This window comes from Pseudomonas sp. IT-P2 (genome assembly GCF_949767575.1).
Taxonomy (GTDB): Bacteria; Pseudomonadota; Gammaproteobacteria; order Pseudomonadales; family Pseudomonadaceae; genus Aquipseudomonas; species Aquipseudomonas pharyngis.
Genome location: NZ_CATKQA010000011.1, coordinates 263,425 through 285,167, shown reverse-complemented (window position 1 = coordinate 285,167; position 21,743 = coordinate 263,425). Strand labels below are relative to the sequence as shown.

The following is a 21,743-nucleotide window of genomic DNA, read 5'->3' as shown; positions in this document are numbered from 1 at the left end:
CGAGTTCAAAGGCGCGGGTTTCCGTTGCGCATCGCCTGGGCGATGCTCCGCGCCTCATTCAAGATCCATCCTGAAATCAACGTCACGGATCAGCTCGAAAGCGCTTGAATGACTTCAGAATTTCTCCCGTCATTTGGCTGACCCGGCCACAAAAGTAGACACCAACCTGTTGGTTTGCATCGCAAGCTGACCAACGGTGTAACCGGCTCTTGCGCTGCAAGTGCCGCGCTTAAGCGGTTCCTTGATCGCGTTTGCCCTCTCCCTCTCCTCCTGCGCTGTTTCACATTTTTTTCACGAAGCGCTTTGTTGCTGTAAAAAACCCTGACACAATTATTGGCAATGATTCTCAACTGCTCTTTGTTTGCTATTTAAAATCAGGAAGCCTCAATGTCGCGCCCAGCCTCGCCGCATCGTTTCAACCCGTCACGCAACCTCCTGTCCATGGCCATCTGCATGGCCGTCATGGCCCCGGCGCTGGCCGATGAAACCCGCGAGGCGCAGGACACCGCCCCGCCCCCCGCCACCCTCGAGCTCGGCGCGACCGCCATCACATCGACACAGCTGGGCAGCACCACCGAAGGCTCCGAGTCCTACACCACCGGCACCATGGCCACCGCCACCAAACTGCCGTTGACCTTGCGCGAAACACCGCAAGCCGTGACCGTCATCACGCGCCAGCGCATGGACGATCAGGCGATGACCAGCATCAACGACGTGGTCAACGCCACGCCAGGGCTGTTCCTCGACTACTCCAGCGGCCCAGGCCGGCAGTCCTACAAAGCCCGGGGTTTCGACATTGATAACCTGATGTACGACGGCATTCCGAGCGGCTACAACGGCGTGAACGTCGGATCCCAGCCGAATCTGGCGATGTTCGATCGGGTTGAAGTCGTTCGAGGCGCGACCGGTCTGGTCACCGGCGCCGGCAACCCTTCGGCGGCGATCAACCTGGTCCGCAAACGGCCATTGGCCGAGCAGCGCGTGACCCTGACCGGCGCCGCCGGAACTTGGGACAACTACCGCGGCGAGCTCGATGCTTCCAGCCCGCTCAACGACAGCGGCACCCTGCGCGGCCGGGTGGTCACGTCCTATCGCGACGCCAACAGTTTCATCGATGACGTGGACGAACAACACGGCCTGTTCTACGCCGTCACCGAAGCCGATCTGAGCGACGACACCACCCTGACCCTCGGCTTCTCGCACCAGAAGGACAGGACCAACTACTTCTGGGGTTCATCAATGATCGGCCTCGACGGTCATCACCTTGATCTGCCGCGCTCGTATAACCCCGGCACCTCCTGGGAAGACAAAGATCAAGAGATCAATACCGTATTCGCCGAGATCCGTCAGCAACTGGCCAACGACTGGAAGCTGCAGGTCAACGCCAACTATTCCGAACAGAACGCACTGTTCTCAGGCTCGTACCAGTCGCGCTGGGTCAACGACACCCTGGCCCGCACGGTTTACCAGTCCAAGGCCGATGAAAACCAGGCAGGTCTCGACGCCTTCTTCAGCGGTCCGTTCGAAGCCTTCGGACGCAGTCATGAACTGGTGGTCGGCGCCAGCAAACGCATCTACGACCTGACCACTCACAACTACTCACCCTACGACACCAACTGGCCGATCAACGCCGGCAAACCGGACTTCGTTCACACCAACAACACGCGTGAAGTCACCACTCAGGACGGCGTGTACCTGACGACCCGCCTGAGCCTGGCCGACCCGCTGAAGCTGATCCTCGGCGGGCGTCTGGACTGGTACGACTACGACAACCGCGATGGCGACGGCGATTACAAAGTCACCCGCAACGTCACCCGGTATGCCGGCCTGATCTACGAGCTGGACGACCATCATTCGGTGTACGCCAGCTACAGCGACATCTTCACCCCGCAGAGCAACAAGGGCACCTCCGGTAACCCGGTCAAGCCGATCGTGGGCAAGAACTACGAGGTCGGCATCAAGGGCGAATACCTGGGCGGCGCGCTGAACGCCAGCCTCGCCGTGTTCCGCGTCGATCAGGAAAACCGCGCGGTGCAAGTGTTCGTCCCGAACTGCCCGCAGTCTTCCTGCTATGAAGCCTCCGGCGAGATCCGCAGCCAGGGTATCGACCTCGAGCTGCAAGGCGCGCTCACCGACAACTGGCAGATCGGCGGCGGCTACACCTACGCCCGCACGCACACCATCAAGGACGCGGCGAACCCGCAGAACGTCAACAAGCAGTTCGACACCGACACCCCGGAGCACCTGTTCAAACTCACCACCCGCTACAACTTCCAGGGCCCGCTGGAAAAACTGCGCGTGGGCGGCAACATCTCCTGGCAGAGCCGCATGTACAACGACATCGAACTGCTCGACGGCGGCAACTACCGCCTCAAGCAAGGCGCTTACGCCGTGACCGACCTGATGGCCGGCTACCGGGTCAATGACAATCTCGACCTGCAACTCAACGCCAACAACATCTTCGACCGCAAGTACTACTCCACCATCGCCAACTCCGTCAGCTACGGCGGCGACAGCTATGGCACGCCGCGCAACATGATACTCACGGCCAAGTACACCTTCTGACTTGTCCAGGCGCAGGGACGCGCCACCCCGCCAACATGCCCCCCTTCATGCCCTACATACCAAAGCGTTAATTTCAAAAACCCATGTCTGGTGGTCAGTCGTACCCCTTTGCCCAAAGATTGCCTTCGGCCAGGGCGGCAGCCTTGCGCCGCCTGTGCGATTTCAATAACTCAATGGGTGTTCAAAATGACTGACGAGAAAAACGGAACCACGCGTCGTGGCTTGATCACGACGGGTGCCATGGCCGCTACCCTGGCGGTGGCATTGCCAGCGCTGGCGACGCAGCAGACACCGGCATCCGCGTCAGGGGTCAGCAAAAGCGCCGGCAACGGCAGTGGCTCGGGGATGATTACCGTCAAGGATGGCACGCAGATTTTCTACAAGGACTGGGGCCAGGGCCAGCCGATCGTTTTCCACCACGGCTGGCCCCTTTCCAGTGATGACTGGGATGTGCAAATGCTGTTTTTCCTCAGCAAGGGCTTTCGCGTCATTGCCCATGATCGACGTGGCCATGGTCGCTCTTCGCAGACCGCCAGTGGCAACGAAATGGACACCTACGCCGCCGACGTTGCCGAGTTGATGGCGCACCTGAACATCCGCAACGCCGTGCACATCGGTCACTCCACCGGCGGCGGTGAAGTGGCGCGCTACGTGGCGCGGCATGGTCGCGGAAGGGTGGCCAAGGCCGTGCTGATCGGCGCCGTGCCGCCGATCATGCTGCGCACCGCAAAAAATCCCGGAGGCCTGCCGATGGAGGTGTTTGACGGGTTGCGCAAGGCACTCGCGCAGAATCGCAGCCAGTTTTATCGTGACTTCCCGAGCGGACCGTTCTACGGCTTCAATCGCCCAGGTGCGAAAGTGTCTGAAGCGATCGTCGAAAACTGGTGGCGTCAGGGCATGAACGGCGGGATCAAGCCGCAGTACGACTGCATCAGCGCTTTCTCCGAAACCGACTTCACCGATGACCTGAAAAACATCGATGTGCCGACCCTGGTGCTGCACGGTGAAGATGACCAGATCGTGCCGATCACCAATTCGGCTCACCTCTCAATCAAATTGCTCAAGCACGGTACGCTGAAAACCTACCCCGGCCAGCCCCATGGCATGTGCACCACAAACGGCGACACCATCAACGCGGACCTGCTGGCGTTTATCAATGCGTGAGGTTCCGGGGCCGCGCCCTCACGACAAGCCACGTACAGCCCCCTGAAAAGAAAAGCTCCGATCGAGTCGGAGCTTTTTTTATTGGGCGAATCACACAGCCGTTGCAGTTATCTACCGGGCCATCATCAACGCCTGATCGACGGGCAACGCCGGGCGTAATTTTGGCACTACCTGCAATTCAATCGGCGTACCGAAAAACGCCTGGCAGCGCGAACGCAGCCAACGCTGAGCGCAATCGTTGTGCGCAGCGGCACGCCAGACCATGGAAAGCTCCCGCGATGGCAGCAACAGAGGGGCCGGCTCGGCCCTGATGCCATTCACCGAGGCCATGGCCCTGGCCACGTAATCCGGAACGATGACCAGCATGTCGCTCTGCGCCAACAACCTTGGCAAGGCACTGAACTGCGGCACTGCCAGCACCACTTTGCGCCGACGTCCGAGCAGGTCCAGCGCGTGGTCGGTGTCGTCTTTGGCTTTGCCCATGGATGACACGATGGCGTGCGGTCGCTCGCAGAACTCATCGAGCGCCAGCAGGCCCGGGCGGGTATCCGAGCGCAGGAGCATTGGCCGGATCGACCGCAGACTCTTGCGTCGGGCGTTGGCCGGCAGATCGAGCGTAGGGCTGATGCCCAAAGAAATCTCGCCATTGAACAGCCGCTGCGACATCTGCTGCTGATCGACGCGCAGCACCACCAAGGCAATATTCGGCGCCTCGCTACGAAGCTGGCGCAGCAATCGCGGGAGCAACGCGTATTCGACATCGTCGGACAGGCCGACCTGAAAGGTCACCTCGCTGGTAGCCGGGTCGAAGGGCTGGCAACGGCTCAACGCCGCGACAACGCCATCCAGCGCCGGCGTCAGGTTGGCGAAAATTTCCTCGGCCCGCCTTGTCGGCTCCATCACCCTCCCCGCACGAACGAACAACGGGTCGTCGAAAAGCACGCGCAAACGGCCCAGCGCTGCACTGATGGTCGGTTGACCGAGAAACAGTTTCTCGCCGACCCGGCTGACGTTGCGCTCATGCATCAGCGTCTCGAAGACCACCAGCAGATTGATGTCGACACGACGGAGTTCATTTCTGTTCATGAAGTTCACCACCCGGCACGCGGCCATTGAAATCGACGGAGAGCTGATAGAGGTTAAGGGCGCGCCTGCCGGACGTCTGTGGTACTTGGGGACAGCGAGATCATGCGTTAGGTGAGTGTTTTGATACTTGTGTATGAACCGTTTGAAACGATAGCTGCATCGGGCCGCGCAAAGACCGGTGCAATGGCCGTTTTTTCGGGTTTTTTGTCCTAGCTGACGGCGTGCTGCGCCACTACGATGCTTAACCGTCTATCTACTCACGCCCACACCTGCGCAACGTGTCGCACGGCGCTATCGCCAGCGGGACCGTGTCTCTGGTCGGGCATCAACCCGCACGAGCAAACACCGGCCGCCCGGCCAAGGGATTCGCCACAACGTCACAACCTTTTGGGAAAAGAGCAATGAACAACAATCCCATCAGCAACAACCCCAGCGAGCCGGTGGTATTCATCGTCGACGACGATGCCGCGTTGCGCGAATCCCTCGGCAGCCTGTTGCGCTCCATTGGTCTGCGGGTGGAGCTGTTCGGATCGGTCGCCGAGTTCATGACGTATCAACGTCCGGACACGCTGAGTTGCCTGGTACTCGACGTGCGCCTGCAAGGCAGCAGCGGGCTGGATTTCCAGAATGAACTGGCCACCGCCGGAATCAATGTGCCAATCGTGTTCATCACCGGACACGGCGATATCGCCATGACCGTGCGCGCGATGAAAGCCGGCGCGGTGGACTTCCTGACCAAACCGTTTCGCGAGCAAGACCTGATCGACGCGGTGTGTGCCGCGCACTCGCGGGACAAGCAGCGTCGCGAGTCCGGGCGACATGCCGATGAGCTGCGCGCACGCCATGGGACGCTGACACCCCGTGAGCAGACGGTCATGGCGCTGGCAGCCTCGGGCCTGATGAACAAGCAGATCGCCGGGGAAATCGGCCTCAGTGAAATCACTGTGAAGATCCACCGGGGCCAGGCCATGCGCAAGATGGGCGCGCGCTCATTTGCCGACCTGGTGCGCATGGCCGAAGTCATCGCGGCGCTGCCTGCACATCGGTGACCGAATGAAACGATACGGTATGGCTCAAGCCGCCGTGGCTGGCCGGCACAATCAACACTCAAGTTCCGACCAACTAACACTTGGGTATAGCCGGTTCATACGCAGTCATACTGCAAATGACCCAATGCAGCAGTGCCAGCGTAGAAGTCTTCGAATAAGATCTTTATTCAAATAACCATTACTCAATACAACGATTGGTGAATGACAGACAGTCGCCAACAACCGTCATGCCTGAAAAACAACTTCAGACTTTTTAACCTCTTCATAAACACGCCTTTCATAGCGTTTGCCTGCTTCATCGAAAGAACACGACCTGCCGTCCGATAGCAAAAATCTGGAAGAATAAATGTCTATCATCAAACGTCGCGCACAACTTCTTTGTTCAGACGCCTTCGCCTGGCTTTGCGCCATAGCGGTCGGCAGCATGATCTATATCACCAACGCGTACCTCGATCTGGACGTTGCGCCGACGTTGTTCTACATCACGCTGGTATTCATGTCAGCGAACATCTTCCCGGTACCGGTATTTCTTGCCGTCGCATTGGGTTGCCTCACACTGCTGACGGCCGACTTCCTGGTCGATGAAGGTTATCGCGATCACCGCAGCATCGCCGGATTCGTCAGGTGCCTGATCGCGCTGACGACCATTTCCCTGCTCGCGTTGCGCAGCAAACGCGCCACTGAAACGCTGCGGCGCAAGGAAGCGTTCTTTCTGGGCGCACAGAAACTTACCCACACCGGCAGTATCGGTTTCATCATCGATAAAAAAGTCAGCGTGTCATGGTCGCAAGAGTCGTCGCGTATTTTCGAGTATTCGCCGGACGTCACCCCGACACTGGCGCTGGTCAAGTCACGCACTCATCCCGACGACCTGCCGGTTATCGATCAGGTGCTGGAGCAGTTTGCGCGCCGGCAGGAGCTGGTCGAAGTCGAGCATCGGCTGCTCATGCCGGATGGTCGGATCAAGCACGTGCAGATGATCGCCAGCCCGTTGCCCAGACATCGCGGGCGCACGCAATACGCCGGGGCGCTGATGGACGTCACCGCCAGCAAACAGTCGGAAGAGGCGTTGTTTCACTCGCAAGCCACCCTCGCCCACGTCACGCGCCTGACCTCCATGGGCGAACTGGCCGCGTCGATTGCCCACGAAATCAATCAGCCGCTGGCGGCGGTCATCACCAGCGGCGAATCCTGCAAGCGCTGGATCAACCGTCCCGAGCCCAACCTGGAAGAAGCGCGCCGTTCGCTGGATCGAATCATTCAAAACTCCGTCCGGGTTTCCGATGTCATCGCCTGCATTCGGGCCCTGTCACGACACAGCGAGGTGCAGCGCAATGTCGAAGTGTTCGACGACATCGTCAGTGACTCGCTGACACTCATGCAACACGACATCTGCTTCCATGAGGTTCGCCCGCACGCCCAACTGGGCACAAGCAGCGCACTGATCAAAGGCGACCGGGTACAGCTGCAGCAAGTCATCATCAATCTGATCATCAACGCCTGCCAGGCCATGGCCAATGTGCTTGACCGCTCCCGGACGCTGCGGATCACCACCTCGATCCTGCACAACGAGGCCGTGCTTGAAATCGCCGACTCCGGCGTCGGCATTGCCGAGGACATCCTGCCTTCGCTGTTCGACCCATTCTTCACCACCAAGCCCACCGGCCTGGGAATGGGCCTCTCGATTTGCCGTTCGATCATTGAATTCCACGGCGGCCGCATCTGGGTCAACAGCACCGAGGGCGTCGGCACGCAGTTTGTGTTTGCGATTCCATTGGCTGCGCTCGAACACGATCAATGACAACCATCCACCCCTGATGTCGCCCGGTGGCGATATGGAGACCTGCATTGTCTATCCAACGTACAAACCCCGGCGCAGACCCCGAAACCCCGGTACACGAACGAACCGTCGTGTTCGTGGCATACCCGCAAATGGGCCTGCTGGATCTGACCGGTGCGCAGACCGTGTTCTGGGCAGCGACCTGCAGACTGGCGCAACTCGGTTTGCCCGGTTATGCCTTGCACACCGCGAGCCTGCAAGGCGGACCGGTCCAGACCGGCGAAGGCCTGGTGGTGCAAACCCGGCGGCTGGATGAGCTAAGCGACGAGCCGATCAATACGTTGATCGTTCCGGGCTCGGCGTTCATCAGCCAGGTGTTGCGAGACAACGCGCCGCTGGTCGATTGGTTGCGCGTCACGTCAGCCACGGCCAACCGTACGACGTCGGTATGCAGCGGTGCTTTTTTCCTGGCTCAGGCCGGACTGCTCGACGGCCTGCGCGTGGCGACACACTGGTTGATGGCTGACATGTTCGAGCGGCTGTTCCCCAGGGTCGAGCTGGATCGCGAGGCCATCTTCGTCCACCAGGCATCGGTGTGGACCTGCGCTGGCGTCAGCGCTGGGATCGATCTGGCGCTGGCACTGGTCGAGGCCGATCACGGTCGCGAGCTGGCCATGCAGGTCGCCCGGCGCATGGTGGTGTACTACCGACGCCCGGACAACCAGAAACAGTGGAGTCCGCTGCTGCAATCACAACATTCAATCGCGCACGAGCGCTAGCCGGAGACGGTGGTCATGAACGCACCGCACAAACTGTATTTGGTCAGTCACCCGCCCTGCGTCACCCGCTATGGCACGCACACATCGTTGTCCACCGCTGAGCGCGTGGAGATCATCGACGCATTGACGCAGACCCTGAGCGCGACGCTGAGCATTCTGGCGCGGCTCAGGCACAGCCAGCAGACACTGCACGCTGTCAGCTTTTTACCGGTGCAGACGCTGTTTCGCAGGCTGTTGAATGCCAATACCCGTTACGCCGACTTTCTCGTCACCGGCATCACCGACCTGGGCGGCCATGCCCAGCGCGACGCGCTCTACCACCTCAATGAGGCTCCCGAACCTTTATGCTTTGCCGACTGCCTTAAAGGCATTGACCGCGCCCTGCGCCGACTGCGGGCCGCCGATGCCTTGTTCCGCGACTGTCGCGCCAGCGCAATTGCCAACAACGATTGCGCCAGCCGACAACTCTTTGAAGCCTGCACTCGACATAACAGTTACTTTCTTTCGTTAATCAACAACCATTTATTTGCTGAACATTGATTAACTTTCGCAACTAACAAAAAAACCAACTAAACATACCCACGTATACTATCCCACAATTTTTGAAAGCGTATCTTGCAAGTATGGCGGGCGCGACAGACACCCGCAAAGAACGCAAGGTTTCCCATGTTCAACTCAGCTATTGTTTCAGTTGTCGATGATGACGAACTTGTTCTGGTTTCAATGGACAGTTTGTTGCGGTCTTGCGGTTATACGGTCAAGACATTCAACAGCGCTTTTGCATTTCTTGAATCGAGCGCGCCAGAGCAGACCGGGTGTCTGATCTCGGACATTCAGATGCCCGGCATGTGCGGGGTCGAAATGTACGAGGCGCTGGCGGTCAGGAAGATCCATATTCCGACGATCTTCATCACCGGCAAGCCGGGCCTGCCCCCTGAATTCAGCACCCGTGTGAAGACGCCGGAAGGCTATTTCTCCAAACCCTTCCATACCGAAGCACTGCTGGCCTGCATCGAGCAGGCGCTGATGCGCGGACGTTGAGCCCCCAAGAAGAGCCGCGGCCCTGCCCAACCAACAAACCTCAAAGCAAAAAAAGGCCCCGCAAGTTCATCACTTGCGGGGCCTGATTTTTATCGAGCCCGGCCGAATGCAGCCAGGCCGCCGACAGCCGATCAGTAATCCCAGAATGCTGCGATCCAGCGGAACGCATCACCATCGACCGCAACTCGGCCCACCGACGGGAACGGCAGGTGGGTGGCGACAAACCACTCGCCGCTCGCCGCCGCCTCGCGCATCAGCCGTACGCGAACACGCACCGACTCTTCAGGATCATGCTCGAAACCGTTGTGCCATTCCGGGTGCTCGAAGGCCACCGGAAACAAGGCGTCGCCGGCAAAGGTCAGGCGTTCGCCGCCGGAGTTGACGTAGACGATGCTATGCCCGGGCGTATGGCCGCCAGTGAGTTTCACGACCACTCCCGGCGCCACTTCGTATTCATCCTCGAAGGTGCGCACTTGGTTGCGGTAATCGTTGATGAACTGATTGGCCGTCGCGCGCAAAACGTCAGGCACCGGCGCCGGCATGACGGTCTGGGTGAAGTCCGGCGTCTCCCAGAACTCGACCTCTTTCGCCGAGACGTGGATACGCACGTCCGGACGCAGCCGGCTCTTCACTTCATCCACCAGCAGACCGCCGACATGATCCATGTGCATGTGGGTGATCACGATGTCGGTCACGGCTGCCAGATCGATTCCGGCCGCTTCCAGCCGTTTCGGCAGCTGGCCGGCCCGAGGGAAACCGGGAAACTGCCCGCCCAGTCCGGCGTCGACCAGTATGATCTGCTCGCCGCTGCGCACCACCAGCACGTTGAGTGCCCAGTCGAACGCATCAGGCCCCAGGAACATGTCCTTGAACCAGGCGGCGCGAGCCTGCGGGTCGGCATTTGTGGACATGGTCGAGGTCGGCAGCGGCAGCACGCCGTCGCTGATCACCACCACGTCGATGTCGCCGACCTGCAGTGCGTAGCGCGATGGCACCAGCTCCTGCGCCGGAGCGAATGGCTGGCGGGTGACGGACGCCTGCCGGTCATCGGTTGCGTTGGTTTGATTGGAGTGATTCAGATACGTTGACATGGTCGCTTTCCTCTTGGCTGAGTCAAAATTTCCCGGACGAATGCCCTTGCTGGCGCAAGCGCTGAATGGCGCGCCTTGAAATCGAGTGTGCATCGCGACCACGACGTCCAACACCATACGCGGGTATAGGGCTTGAACCACATCGACCGAGTAACGCCGCTGTTGAGGTGGCTGTGGCCCATACCAATGTATATTCGCGCTCCTGCCCGCAAACACCGACACTACGGCGCACCGGATCGCCGAAAAGCGGGCGATCATCAGGTCCCTGAGCAGTCATGAACTCTATTTTTCACCAACCCGACCCTCTCACCTGCTTGCTCGCGCAACCGCGCATGCTGGTGTTCCTGGCGTATCCGCAGATGGGCTTGCTGGACCTGACCGGCGCACAAACCGTGTTCTGGGCTGCGTCCAAGGCGATGGCCGAACGCGGCTTGCCTGGCTACGCGTTGCACACCGCCAGCCTGGAAGGCGGATTGATCGCCACCGCCGAAGGGCTGTCGGTCAACACCTTGGCCCTGCGCACCTTTGACGAGACAACCATCGATACGCTGATCGTGCCCGGTGCGCCGAACATCCGTCAGGCCATGCTCGACAACGTTGCGTTGGTCGACTGGCTGCGCGCGGCATCGGCCAAGGCCAGACGCACCGCCTCGGTGTGCAGCGGCACCTTTCTGCTGGCCCAGGCCGGGCTGCTGGAAGGCTTGCGCGCAACCACGCACTGGGGCATGTGCGACATGCTCAAGGGTGGTTTTCCGAGTGTCGATGTCGACCTTGATGCGATCTACATCCAGCAAGGCAACGTCTGGACTTCCGCCGGGGTCACCACCGGGATCGACATGGCGCTGGCGCTGGTCGAGGCCGATTGCGGCCGCGCCGTGGCGTTGAAGGTGGCGCGGGAGCTGGTGGTTTTTCTCAAACGCCCTGGCGGTCAGGCGCAGTTCAGCCAGTTGCTGCAAGCGCAGATCGACGACAGAGGCTGCTTCGAAGAATTGCACCTGTGGATCAGCGAAAACCTCGGCGACCCGCAATTGAGCGTCGAATCGCTGGCCCGACAGGCGCAGATGAGCCCGCGCAATTTCGCGCGGGTCTACAAACGCAAGATCGGCCGCACGCCGGCCAAGGCACTCGAGCTGTTTCGCCTGGAAGCGGCGCGACGAATGCTCGAAGACTCTCAGCGCAACATCGACCAGATCGCGCAGTTGTGCGGGTTCGGCGACGAGGAACGCATGCGCGACACCTTCTACCGTCACCTCTCGGTCTCGCCCCGGGAATACCGCAGCCGGTTCTCGCGCTGACGCCAAACAGCGCAATGGCGCCGGGCTCGCAGACGTTCAAATACTGTCGCTATACACACGTATAAGTACGCCGCCGAACCGAGCGGCGTATCGTGCGGCAATGCGGGCGTCCTCGACGGGCTACCCGAGATCAGCCCTGGTAAAGCAATGTCCCACACCGCTGTTGTATCGGTTGTCGATGATGATGAGTCCGTGCGCATGGCGCTGGACAGCCTGTTGCGCTCTCACGGCTACACCGTGCAGTTGTACCCGAACGCGGAGGCTTTTCTGGCGATGAAGGCGCCGCACCGCCCCGGCTGCATCATCTCGGACATCCAGATGCCCGGTCTGTCCGGCATCGAGATGTACGATGAGCTGTGCGCCCGAGGCGTGCGCATCCCGATCATTTTCATCACGGGTTACCAGGGGCGTCCGCCACGGGTCAACGCAGCATTCCCCGAGCCCCTCGCCTATTTCCCTAAACCCTTCCCGTGCGGCGAACTCATCACCTGCATCGAAAGCGCATTCAATCGCGCCGTTTGACTGCCCTCTTTCTATACCTGTGTATACCCCAACCCATACCTAAGCATGTCGGCACTGACCCTATGTAGAAGTGTCGCGCCGCACCTTCCCCGATAGCATCTTCCCCAGCGAATCGAACCGGCTCTGCGGTTGTTCACAACCACCTGCTTCGTGCAGTGCGGCAGACGGTCACGCATGAACGGACAATCCGTTCAACGACCAGAATTTCCACAGGAGTCATCCGATGAAACAGCACATTTTAGTGATAGGCGCAGGGTTTGGTGGAGTCTGGAGCGCCCTGAGCGCCGCACGTCTGCTGGACCAGCATGATCGTAACGACGTGCAGATCACCGTCCTCGCGCCCCAGGCAGAACTGCGCATCCGTCCGCGCTTCTACGAGCCGAATGTCCACAACATGAAAGCGCCGCTGGGTGAACTGTTCGATGCCGTGGGCGTGAAATTCGTCAAAGGCATCGCCGACAACATCGACACCGCCAGCAAGCAAGTGACCTACAGCGATGCCTTCGGCACACAAGGCACGCTGAACTATGACCGACTGGTATTGGCTGCCGGCAGCCGAGTAATCCGGCCACCGCTCAAGGGCATGATCGAACACGCCTTCGATGTCGATCAGATCGAAGAAGCAGCGCGCCTCGAAGCCCACATCAAGTCGTTGAAGGACCAGCCGTCGAGCGCTGCGCGTAATACCGTGGTGGTCGCCGGTGGTGGTTTTACCGGGATCGAAACCGCCACCGAAATGCCGGCCCGCCTGCGTGCCGCACTGGGTGACGATGCGCCGATCAGGGTCATCGTGGTGGATCGCGCGCCGCAAATCGCCGCGACGCTGGGTGACGGTATTCGGCCCTCCATTGTGGAAGCGTCCCGAGAGTTGGGCATTGAATGGATAGTCGACGCCTCGGTGGCCTCGGTCGATGCCGGCGGCGTGACCCTGGCCGACGGCAAACGGATCGAGTCCAGCACCGTCGTCTGGACCGTTGGCTTCCGCGCCAGCCCGCTCACCGAACAGATTCCGGGCAGCCGTGATCCGCAAGGTCGCCTGCACGTCGACGGTCACCTGAAAGTGCTGGGGCACGTGGATGTCTTCGCTGCCGGCGACGTCGCTTATGCCGCCACGGATGACCTCGGAAACTACGCCGCGATGTCCTGCCAGCATGCAATCAGCCTGGGCCGTTATGCCGGCAACAATGTGGCCGCTGACCTGATCGGTGTCGCACCGGTCACCTACCGCCAGCCCAAGTACGTGACCTGCCTTGACCTCGGGGCCTGGGGCGCGGTGTTCACCGAAGGCTGGGACCGTCAATTGAAACTGGTCGGGCAAGAGGCCAAAGACCTCAAGACCCAGATCAACACCGTGTGGATCTACCCGCCGGCCGCCGATCGCGCAACCGCACTGGCCGCTGCCGACCCATTGATTCCGGTGGCCTGATCACCCGACGGTTCACACTTCCCTATCGCTGCGCATTCCCAGGCGCCCGCCACGTTTTTTTTGGCGGGCGCTTTTTTATGCAGAACTCACAAAGCGTCGGGCGGCAATAAACGGCACTCTAGCGTTGAGTCGATGGCTCCGCTGCCAGAATGTCTTCCAGAAAATCAATGAACACATTGATACGACTCGAGCCCCGGTGATTGGGCAGATACAACGCGTTGATGCAGCAGCTCGCATTGCCGGGGTTGACTTCATACCCCTCCAGCAGCCGCGTCAACCGACCCGCCTCGACATCGGCGCGCACCAGCCAGTCGGCCAGCAGGGCCACACCGCGCCCCGCCACCGCCGCTTCGCGCAGGATGTCAGCGTTGTTGCTTTGCAGGCGGCCATGCACATTGAGCTGGATGGTTTCCTCGTCGCCCTGGAACGTCCAGTGCTGGTGCGCAGCGCCGTAGTCGAAGCGCAGGCATTGATGCTCGAGCAAATCTCGTGGATGCGCCGGCACAGCATGACGGCTCAGGTAATCGGGACTCGCCACCACCCAGCGCTGAAAGCCGCCCACCCGCTTGCTGACGATATCGTCACTGACCACCGATGATCCCAGTCGCACCGAGACATCGATCTGCTCGCTCAGCAGATCGCTGACCTGATCGCTCAACGACACACTGATTTCAAGCCCCGGATGGCGGTCAAGCAATACCCCCAGTTGCGGCGCAATGATCTGTCGGCCGAACTCCACCGGCACGCTGATGCGCAGGCGTCCCTGCGCCTCGCTGCCCCGGTCGGCGACAACCGCGTCGGCCTCATCGATGGCATCGAGAATGGCCACCGCCTTCTCGAAATAGGTTTGTCCGGCGACCGTCACGCTGGTGTTGCGTGTCGTGCGGTTGAGCAGGCTGGCGCCCAACTCGTGTTCCAGCCCCGCCACCTGGCGTGTCACCGAAGAGGTAGAGATGCCGAGTTTGCGCGCCGCCGAGGAATAACCACCGCAACGGACGGTTTCAACGAACATCTTCAGTGCCAGCAACTTGTCCATAAGTGGAGCCCGATCGAAAGGAAACGGTGATGATTGTGCATCACCGTTCGCCAATCGTCTTGTAGGACCGTGCTTCATCGGACTCAGCGGTGCCTGCGGTTCAGGCATCGGCCTTGCGGCTCAGGAACAGCGCCAAAGCCAGCGCCGGCAGCAACGCCACGGTCACGGCGGACAGGTTCCAGCCAAAATGCTCGTAGAGCGGACTGGCGACCAACGATCCCAGCGCGCCGCCGACGAAGATGCTGGTCATGTACACGGCATTCAGCCGGGCCCGGCTGTGCGGGTCGATGGCGTACACCTCGCGCTGACCCAGCACCATGTTCAGTTGCACGGCGAAATCCAGCAGCACCGCGCAAACCACCAGCCAGACATAGCTGCTGCCCGGCAGCGCGGCGATCAGCAACGAGGCTGGCGCCAGCAACAGTGCCACGAGCGTCCCACGCCGACCGTGCCCGGCATCGGCCAGGCGCCCGGCAATCGGCGCTGCGACCGCGCCGACAGCGCCGACCAGGGCAAATATCGCCACCTGTGCCTGACTGAAACCGTGGTGCCGCATCAGCTCAATCGGTGCGAGGGTCCAGAACAGGCTGAAGCTGGCAAACAGCAAACCCTGATACAGCGAACGCTGACGCAGAACCGCGTGCCGACGGGCCAGCGCAAACACCGAGCCGATCAGCGCCACGTACGTCGCCTGATGGCTCGGAACGCGGCGCGGCAAGGCAATCGCCGTGATCAGAGCGATGACGGCCATCAGTGCCGCCGCGCTGAAAAACACCCCGCGCCAGCCGAACACTTCCACCAGCAGACTCGACAGTGGTCGCGACAGCAGAATGCCCAGCAACAGGCCACTCATGATGTTGCCCACCACCCGCCCACGGGTCGCCTCGGGCGCCAGGTGCGCGGCCAACGGCACCAGGATCTGCACCGCCACCGAAGTCAGGCCGATCAGCAACGACAGGACAAGGAACATCGACGGCGAATGCGTCAGGCCGGCGCACAACAGCGTCACGCTCGCCGCGAGGGTAAACCCGACCACCAGCCGACGGTTTTCCATCAGGTCGGCCAGCGGCACCAGCAACAGCAGGCCCAATGCATAACCGAACTGCGTGAGTGAAACGATCAGACTGGCATTGGCGCTGGACAGGCCGATCTGCGGCGCGATCAGTTCGACGATCGGCTGAGCGTAATAAAGGTTGGCCACGACCGCGCCGCAGCAGAATGCCAGGAACGCGACCATCAGGCCGGAAAGAGAAGCGGATGGTTCGGCCTTGGCCGCCGCTGCCGGATTGCCCGTGAGCATGATGACACCTCGATGAGTTGGGAAAGTGACGCCAAGGCTAAGGGTCGCGCAGGCCTTCGAGTATCCATCCCAGAGGCAATTGAGTGATGCGCCAAATGCAACGACCCTCGGCGTTGCACTTGGCGCAACGTGCTATTGCGCGGTCCGGCAATACTCGGACGTTTGCACCTTCTCTACCCTTGGGCACCTGGCGCAGGGCTTTGCATCGGCGCCCTTCCCCGGTCGTTCAAGGAGTTGTCGAAGATGCCGAATCCGTCCCTCACGCCCACCGCGTGCCTCTTGGGCCAACGCTCATGAACGGCCATTTCATGAGATCCAGAGCGCTGTGGGTCAGCGCGGCAGCCCTCGCGTCGATCGGCGCAATCGCGGCCCTGGCGCTGATGTGGCGTCCGGCAATTGCGCCGGTCGAACGCCCGCAAACCTTCGATTCCGCGCAACGGCAACGCGGCGCGCGAGTCGTCGAGGCGGGCGACTGTGCGGTGTGTCATACGCGTCCCGGCGGCCAATACCTGGCCGGCGGACTGCCGCTGGTGACGCCGTTCGGCACCCTCTACAGCACCAACATCACCCCGGATCCACAGACCGGCATCGGCCAATGGTCGCTGCCGGCCTTCGAGCGGGCGATGCGTGAAGGGATCTCCCGCGACGGCCACTTCCTGTACCCGGCCTTCCCTTATGTTCATTACCGGCGCATGAGCGAAGACGACATCGCAGACGCCTATGCGTACCTGATGAGCGGCCCGGCCGTGGACTCGCCGCCACAACAGAACCGCATGAACTTCCCGATGAACATCCGGCCTCTGGTGTCGTTCTGGAACCTGCTGTTCCTGCATGGGAAGCCGCTGACGCCGGTGGCGCAGCAATCGCAAGCGTGGAATCGCGGGCGTTACCTGGTCGAGGGGCCCGGACACTGCGCGGGCTGTCATTCGCCGTTGAACCTGATCGGCGCCGAAAAGTCCGGCGAAAACCTGGCCGGCGGCAGCGTGGATGGCTGGGACGCGCCTTCACTGCTGGGCATGGCGCACCGGGCAAACCCGTGGAGCAGCGAGCAACTGGTGAGTTACCTGCGGGCCGAAGTGGTCGACGGACACGGCACGGCGGCGGGCCCGATGCGTCCGGTCAGTCTCGGTCTGGCGCGCTTGCCCGCAGAAGATGCCCAGGCGATTGCCGAATACCTGCTGAGTCTGCCGGCGAAAACCGCGATCAACGAAATCCCGAGCGCCAGCGCTGAACCTGCGGATCGATCCTCTGGCGCGCTGCTGTTCGCCAGTGCCTGCGCCGGCTGCCATGCCCAAGGCGCGCCGATGCGTGACATCGACGGACGCCCGGCACTGGATCGCACCTCGGCGCTGCAGGCCGCCAGCCCGCGCAATTTTGTGAAAACCGTACTCGAAGGCATCCCGGCAGAACCCGGCCAGCCCGGTCCGGTGATGCCCTCGTTCGCCGCCAGTCTCGATAACACCCAACTCAACGCCCTGGCCGTCTACCTGCGCCATCAGGCCAGCCCCGATCAACCGTGGACCGACCTTCCTGCCACCCTCCAAGCGCTACGTCAGGAGACGAAATGACTCAGATCACCCTCAACGTCAACGGATCTTCCCGGGCTCTCGAGCTGGAACCGGACATGCCGCTGCTCTATGCGCTGCGCAATCACTTGGGCCTGAACGGCGCCAAGTACGGGTGTGGCCTGGGCCAATGCGGCGCCTGCACCGTCATCGTCGATGACCAACCGGTGTTCTCCTGTCTGACACCCTGCGCCGGCCTCGAGGGCAAAAAGGTGCGGACGGTCGAGAGCCTGGGCACGGCCGAACACCCCGGCTCCCTGCAGCAAGCGTTCATCGACAAGCAGGCCGCTCAATGCGGTTACTGCATCGCCGGCATGTTGATGCGTGCGCAGGCACTGCTGGAAAGCAATCCGCATCCCGACGAACAGACCATTCGCGAACACATGTCCGTCAACCTGTGCCGCTGTGGCACGCATTTGCGCATCATCGAGGCGATCAGCGTTGTCGCCCGGCAAAACGGGAGTGCGCAATGACCACGATCAATGAGGTCGATCACAGTCGCCGTGCGTTCCTGCGCGGGGGCGCGCTGCTGGTGGCGTTTGCTTTGGTGCCGGTCTCGCGCCGCGCCCTGGCCGATACCGAAGTCGATACCCTCGGCACGGTCGTGCTGGCGCCGGACCTGCCCGGTAGCCTGCGCACCAACCCCTGGCTCGATGCCTGGATCCGCGTCGGCCCTGACGGCATCACCGTCTACACCGGCAAGGTCGAACTGGGCACCGGGGTCAAAACCGCGCTACTGCAAATTGCCGCTGAACGGCTGGAGGTGGCACCGACCGCGATCAACCTGCTCACCGCCGACACCGCACTCACGCCGAACGAAGGCTACACCGCCGGCAGCCACACGATTTTCGACAGCGGCACCGCGCTGTTCAACGCGGCGGCGCAAGTGCGCGAGATGCTGCTGGAATCGGCCGGACGCAGCTGGAACGTTGCGCCGGCGCTGCTGACGACTCGCGACGGCAGCATTCTCGGCCCGACCGGGCAACACATGTCTTACGCCGACGCCGTGCAGCAGGTCGATCTGCACCGCTATGCAACGTCCGAGTCACCCTCGATGCCGCCGGCGTCGTTCAAGCTCATCGGCCATTCGCTGCCACGCCTGGACATTCCGGGCAAAGTCAGCGGCGGCGCCGCGTTCGTGCAGGACATTCGCCTGCCGGGCATGCTCCACGCCCGGGTCATCCGCCCGCCACGTCCCGGCTGCACGCTGGAAGCCATCGATGCGGAATCAATCAAGGCCCTGTCCGGGGTGGTGCAGGTGATTCGCGACGGCAATTATCTGGCCGTGGTTGCGCGGGACGAATGGCAAGCGATCAAAGCCATGCGTCATGGATACGCATCGGCGCGCTGGAGCGGCGGACAGGCGATTCCCGAATCGCGGGACATCCACACCTTGCTCAAACGCCTGCCGTCGCGTCGTTATCCGATCAGCCATGAAGGCACGCCCCAAGGCAAGACCGACAACGAATATCGCGCCCGGGTGACCAAGCAATACCTGATGCATGGCTCGATCGGCCCGTCCTGCGCCGTGGCCTGGTTCAAGGACGGCACCCTCACCGTCTGGACCCACACCCAGGGCGTGTACCCGCTGCGTGCCGGGATCGCCGAAATGCTGCGGTTGCCGCCCGAGCGCGTGCGCTGCATCCACACTGAAGGTTCCGGCTGTTACGGCCACAATGGCGCAGACGATGCCGCAGCCGACGCGGCGTTGATTGCCATGCGCGTACCGGGCACGCCGGTGCGGGTGCAATGGATGCGCGAGCAGGAAAACCTCTGGGAGCCGTACAGCTCGGCGATGGTCACCGAGGTGCAAGCCAACCTCGACGCACAGGGTCGGCTGCAGGACTGGAACTATGAGCTGTGGACCACGCCGCACAACGAACGCATCGTCAACGCCGGGCGCTTGCTGCCTGCACGCCTGCTGGCCCGGCCGTTCACTTCCGCACCCTCGGTGCCGATCGCCCAGCCTGAGGGCGATGGCGATCGCAACGCGGTGCCGCTGTACGCCGTGGCCTCCTCGCGGATCGACATGAACTTCATCACTGAAATGCCGTTTCGCACTTCAGCCATGCGCTCGCTGGGGGCGCACATCAACGTCTTCGCCATCGAAGCCTGTATCGACGAGCTGGCCACCAAGGCCGCAGTCGATCCGGTTGCCCTGCGCCTGACACACCTGACCGATCCTCGGGCACGGGCTGTTGTGGAAAAGGTTCGCGATGCCGTCGGCTGGCCGCAAAAAAGCAGCGAACCCGGCGCAGGCCTTGGCTTCGCCTTCGCGCGCTACAAAAACATCATGGGTTACTGCGCCATTGCCGTGCGTCTGCGGGTGCATCCGCAGACCGGCGAAGTGCAGATCGATCACGTCGTCACCGCAGTGGACGTGGGGCAGATCGTCAGTCCCGATGGCCTGCGCAACCAGGTCGAGGGCGGGATCGTGCAGTCCACCAGCTGGACGCTGTATGAAAAGGTCGCCTATGACGCCGGCGGCATCCGCAGCTACGACTGGAGCGGCTACCCGATCCTGCGTTTCTCGCAACTCCCCAAAAAGGTCGACGTTCACCTGCTCGACCAGCCGGGGCAACCGTTTCTGGGGGCCGCCGAAATCGTCCAGGGCCCCATGGCGGCTGCCATCGGCAACGCCGTGGCGAATGCCACCGGACGGCGCTGGCTGAACCTGCCCCTGACCCGCTCGCAGCAGCCTGCCTGAACCGCGCCACGTTGCATTTCACGCAATGCAGCGTGGCGTCGCGTGTGGATTATCAAGCACCGGACAGCCGCTTAACGTAGGGCCATCCGGTGTCGGACCCAATGTCCGACACCGCCCTGCCGATCCTTTTCGAAGACTGGAGAACCCCATGACACAACAACTGTTCCGTCCCATCACCCTCGGCCCCTACACACTTCCCCACCGGGTAGCGATGGCGCCGTTGACTCGCTCCCGTGCCGGGCAACCGGGCGACATCCCGACATCCATGAACGCCGAGTACTACCGCCAGCGGGCGAGCGCCGCGCTGATCATTACCGAGGCCACGCAGATTTCCCGTCAGGGTCAGGGTTATGCGTGGACGCCTGGCATCTACAACGACGAACAAGTGCAAGCCTGGCGCGAAGTCAGCCGCCAGGTACACGAGGCTGGCGGGTTGATCTTCATGCAGCTGTGGCATGTGGGCCGCGTATCGCACCCAAGCTTTCAACCGGACAACGGGCTGCCGGTGGCGCCGAGCGCATTGCCGGTGCCGGGCAAGACCTTCATCGTCGATGCCGAGGGCAACGGTGTCTGGGGCGACGTGCCGGTGCCGCGCGCACTGCAGGTTGCGGAAATCGCCGACATCATCAACGACTACCGCCGCGCCGCCCGCAATGCGCTGAACGCCGGGATGGATGGCGTGGAAATTCACGCGGGCAACGGCTATCTGCTGGACCAGTTCATCAACAGCAACAGCAACCAGCGCACCGACGGTTATGGCGGCACCCTGGAAAACCGTGCGCGCCTGTTACTGGAAGTGGTGGCGGCCGTGGTCGACGAAGTCGGTGCCGACCGTGTCGGCGTGCGCCTGACGCCCATGGGCCGCTTCATGGGCATGGGTGATGAATCGCCGGAAGCCACGTTCGGCTACATCGTGAGTTCGTTGAACCGCTGGAAACTGGCGTATCTGCATCTGGTCGAGCCGGCCGTGGTCGGCACCGTCAAGGACGAGAATTTCGATCCACGCTGGGACGCGATCATCGCTCAGTTGCGTGATGCCTGGGGTGGCGTGCTGATGATCGCCGGCGGCTACGACCCCGAGTCGGCGGAACAGGCCCTGGCCGACGGTCGCGCCGACATCATCGCGTTTGGCCGACCGTTTCTGGCCAACCCTGATCTGCCTCGGCGAATCCGCGAAGGCCTGACGCTCAACGCACCAGACCCAAGCACGTTCTTTGGCGGCGATCAGCGTGGTTACGTTGACTACCCGACCCACGCCTGACCCGCTGACCGCAGGGCGCTGACCGAGGGAATTTAATAACTCTTCAGGATTGTTTAAGGACTTTAAAGGGCGTCGA

18 protein-coding genes are annotated in these 21,743 nt (G+C 61.8%); 14 read left to right on the top strand and 4 right to left on the bottom strand.

Annotation, left to right across the window (positions count from 1 at the left end):
* Positions 1-387: 387 nt before the first annotated feature.
* Positions 388-2,565, top strand: coding sequence for a TonB-dependent siderophore receptor (locus tag ACM6JM_RS08130; RefSeq protein ID WP_414881643.1), 2,178 nt, complete (start codon positions 388-390; stop codon positions 2,563-2,565).
* Between the two features lie 345 nt (positions 2,566-2,910).
* A complete protein-coding gene (locus ACM6JM_RS08125; protein ID WP_414881908.1) occupies positions 2,911-3,729 on the top strand; it encodes an alpha/beta fold hydrolase in 819 nt (272 codons plus the stop codon).
* Between the two features lie 111 nt (positions 3,730-3,840).
* Here ACM6JM_RS08125 and ACM6JM_RS08120 read toward each other — a convergent pair whose 3' ends face one another.
* Complete coding sequence (locus ACM6JM_RS08120) at positions 3,841-4,815, bottom strand: LysR family transcriptional regulator (protein WP_414881642.1); 975 nt, start codon at positions 4,813-4,815, stop codon at positions 3,841-3,843.
* A gap of 401 nt (positions 4,816-5,216) precedes the next feature.
* On the opposite strand from ACM6JM_RS08120, the gene ACM6JM_RS08115 reads away from it, so the two are divergent.
* The 5 genes from ACM6JM_RS08115 to ACM6JM_RS08095 all read left to right on the top strand — a co-directional run bounded on the left by ACM6JM_RS08115 (position 5,217) and on the right by ACM6JM_RS08095 (position 9,464).
* On the top strand, positions 5,217-5,864 hold the full coding sequence (locus ACM6JM_RS08115; RefSeq protein WP_011333881.1) for a response regulator transcription factor: 648 nt from the start codon (positions 5,217-5,219) through the stop codon (positions 5,862-5,864).
* 346 nt (positions 5,865-6,210) lie between these two features.
* Positions 6,211-7,665 (top strand): sensor histidine kinase, encoded by a 1,455-nt coding sequence (locus ACM6JM_RS08110; protein ID WP_039772160.1) that lies wholly within the window; start codon positions 6,211-6,213, stop codon positions 7,663-7,665.
* Positions 7,666-7,712: 47 nt separating this feature from the next.
* Positions 7,713-8,423, top strand: coding sequence for a GlxA family transcriptional regulator (locus ACM6JM_RS08105; protein WP_414881641.1), 711 nt, complete (start codon positions 7,713-7,715; stop codon positions 8,421-8,423).
* Between the two features lie 15 nt (positions 8,424-8,438).
* A complete protein-coding gene (locus ACM6JM_RS08100) occupies positions 8,439-8,963 on the top strand; it encodes a hypothetical protein (protein ID WP_039772157.1) in 525 nt (174 codons plus the stop codon).
* Between the two features lie 126 nt (positions 8,964-9,089).
* Complete coding sequence (locus tag ACM6JM_RS08095; protein ID WP_085611787.1) at positions 9,090-9,464, top strand: response regulator transcription factor; 375 nt, start codon at positions 9,090-9,092, stop codon at positions 9,462-9,464.
* 131 nt (positions 9,465-9,595) lie between these two features.
* On the opposite strand, the gene ACM6JM_RS08090 is transcribed toward ACM6JM_RS08095, so the two are convergent.
* Positions 9,596-10,555 carry an MBL fold metallo-hydrolase gene (locus ACM6JM_RS08090; RefSeq protein WP_414881640.1) on the bottom strand — a complete coding sequence of 320 codons (960 nt, stop codon included), beginning with the start codon at positions 10,553-10,555 and terminating at the stop codon, positions 9,596-9,598.
* 275 nt (positions 10,556-10,830) lie between these two features.
* Between ACM6JM_RS08090 and ACM6JM_RS08085 the strand changes: the two genes are divergently transcribed.
* The 3 genes from ACM6JM_RS08085 (at position 10,831) to ACM6JM_RS08075 (ending at position 13,798) form a co-directional block, all read left to right on the top strand.
* Positions 10,831-11,850 (top strand): GlxA family transcriptional regulator, encoded by a 1,020-nt coding sequence (locus ACM6JM_RS08085; RefSeq protein ID WP_039772153.1) that lies wholly within the window; start codon positions 10,831-10,833, stop codon positions 11,848-11,850.
* A gap of 147 nt (positions 11,851-11,997) precedes the next feature.
* Positions 11,998-12,372: a response regulator transcription factor gene (locus ACM6JM_RS08080; RefSeq protein WP_039772152.1), complete on the top strand. Its 375-nt coding sequence runs from the start codon at positions 11,998-12,000 to the stop codon at positions 12,370-12,372.
* 223 nt (positions 12,373-12,595) lie between these two features.
* Positions 12,596-13,798, top strand: coding sequence for an NAD(P)/FAD-dependent oxidoreductase (locus tag ACM6JM_RS08075; protein ID WP_039772150.1), 1,203 nt, complete (start codon positions 12,596-12,598; stop codon positions 13,796-13,798).
* Between the two features lie 118 nt (positions 13,799-13,916).
* On the opposite strand, the gene ACM6JM_RS08070 is transcribed toward ACM6JM_RS08075, so the two are convergent.
* A complete protein-coding gene (locus tag ACM6JM_RS08070; RefSeq protein WP_414881639.1) occupies positions 13,917-14,834 on the bottom strand; it encodes a LysR family transcriptional regulator in 918 nt (305 codons plus the stop codon).
* A gap of 100 nt (positions 14,835-14,934) precedes the next feature.
* A complete protein-coding gene (locus tag ACM6JM_RS08065) occupies positions 14,935-16,134 on the bottom strand; it encodes an MFS transporter (RefSeq protein ID WP_414881638.1) in 1,200 nt (399 codons plus the stop codon).
* A gap of 308 nt (positions 16,135-16,442) precedes the next feature.
* Here ACM6JM_RS08065 and ACM6JM_RS08060 point away from each other — a divergent pair, with 308 nt between their 5' ends.
* The 4 genes from ACM6JM_RS08060 to ACM6JM_RS08045 all read left to right on the top strand — a co-directional run bounded on the left by ACM6JM_RS08060 (position 16,443) and on the right by ACM6JM_RS08045 (position 21,667).
* Positions 16,443-17,702 (top strand): c-type cytochrome, encoded by a 1,260-nt coding sequence (locus ACM6JM_RS08060; protein WP_414881637.1) that lies wholly within the window; start codon positions 16,443-16,445, stop codon positions 17,700-17,702.
* The gene (locus ACM6JM_RS08055; protein ID WP_039772146.1) at positions 17,699-18,172 is read left to right on the top strand and encodes a (2Fe-2S)-binding protein; all 474 of its coding nucleotides are present in this window, start codon (positions 17,699-17,701) and stop codon (positions 18,170-18,172) included. The genes ACM6JM_RS08060 and ACM6JM_RS08055 overlap by 4 nt, the downstream gene beginning before the upstream one ends.
* Positions 18,169-20,406 carry a molybdopterin cofactor-binding domain-containing protein gene (locus ACM6JM_RS08050; protein ID WP_414881636.1) on the top strand — a complete coding sequence of 746 codons (2,238 nt, stop codon included), beginning with the start codon at positions 18,169-18,171 and terminating at the stop codon, positions 20,404-20,406. The genes ACM6JM_RS08055 and ACM6JM_RS08050 overlap by 4 nt, the downstream gene beginning before the upstream one ends.
* Before the next feature lie 148 nt (positions 20,407-20,554).
* A complete protein-coding gene (locus ACM6JM_RS08045; RefSeq protein ID WP_414881635.1) occupies positions 20,555-21,667 on the top strand; it encodes an alkene reductase in 1,113 nt (370 codons plus the stop codon).
* Positions 21,668-21,743 lie beyond the last annotated feature (76 nt).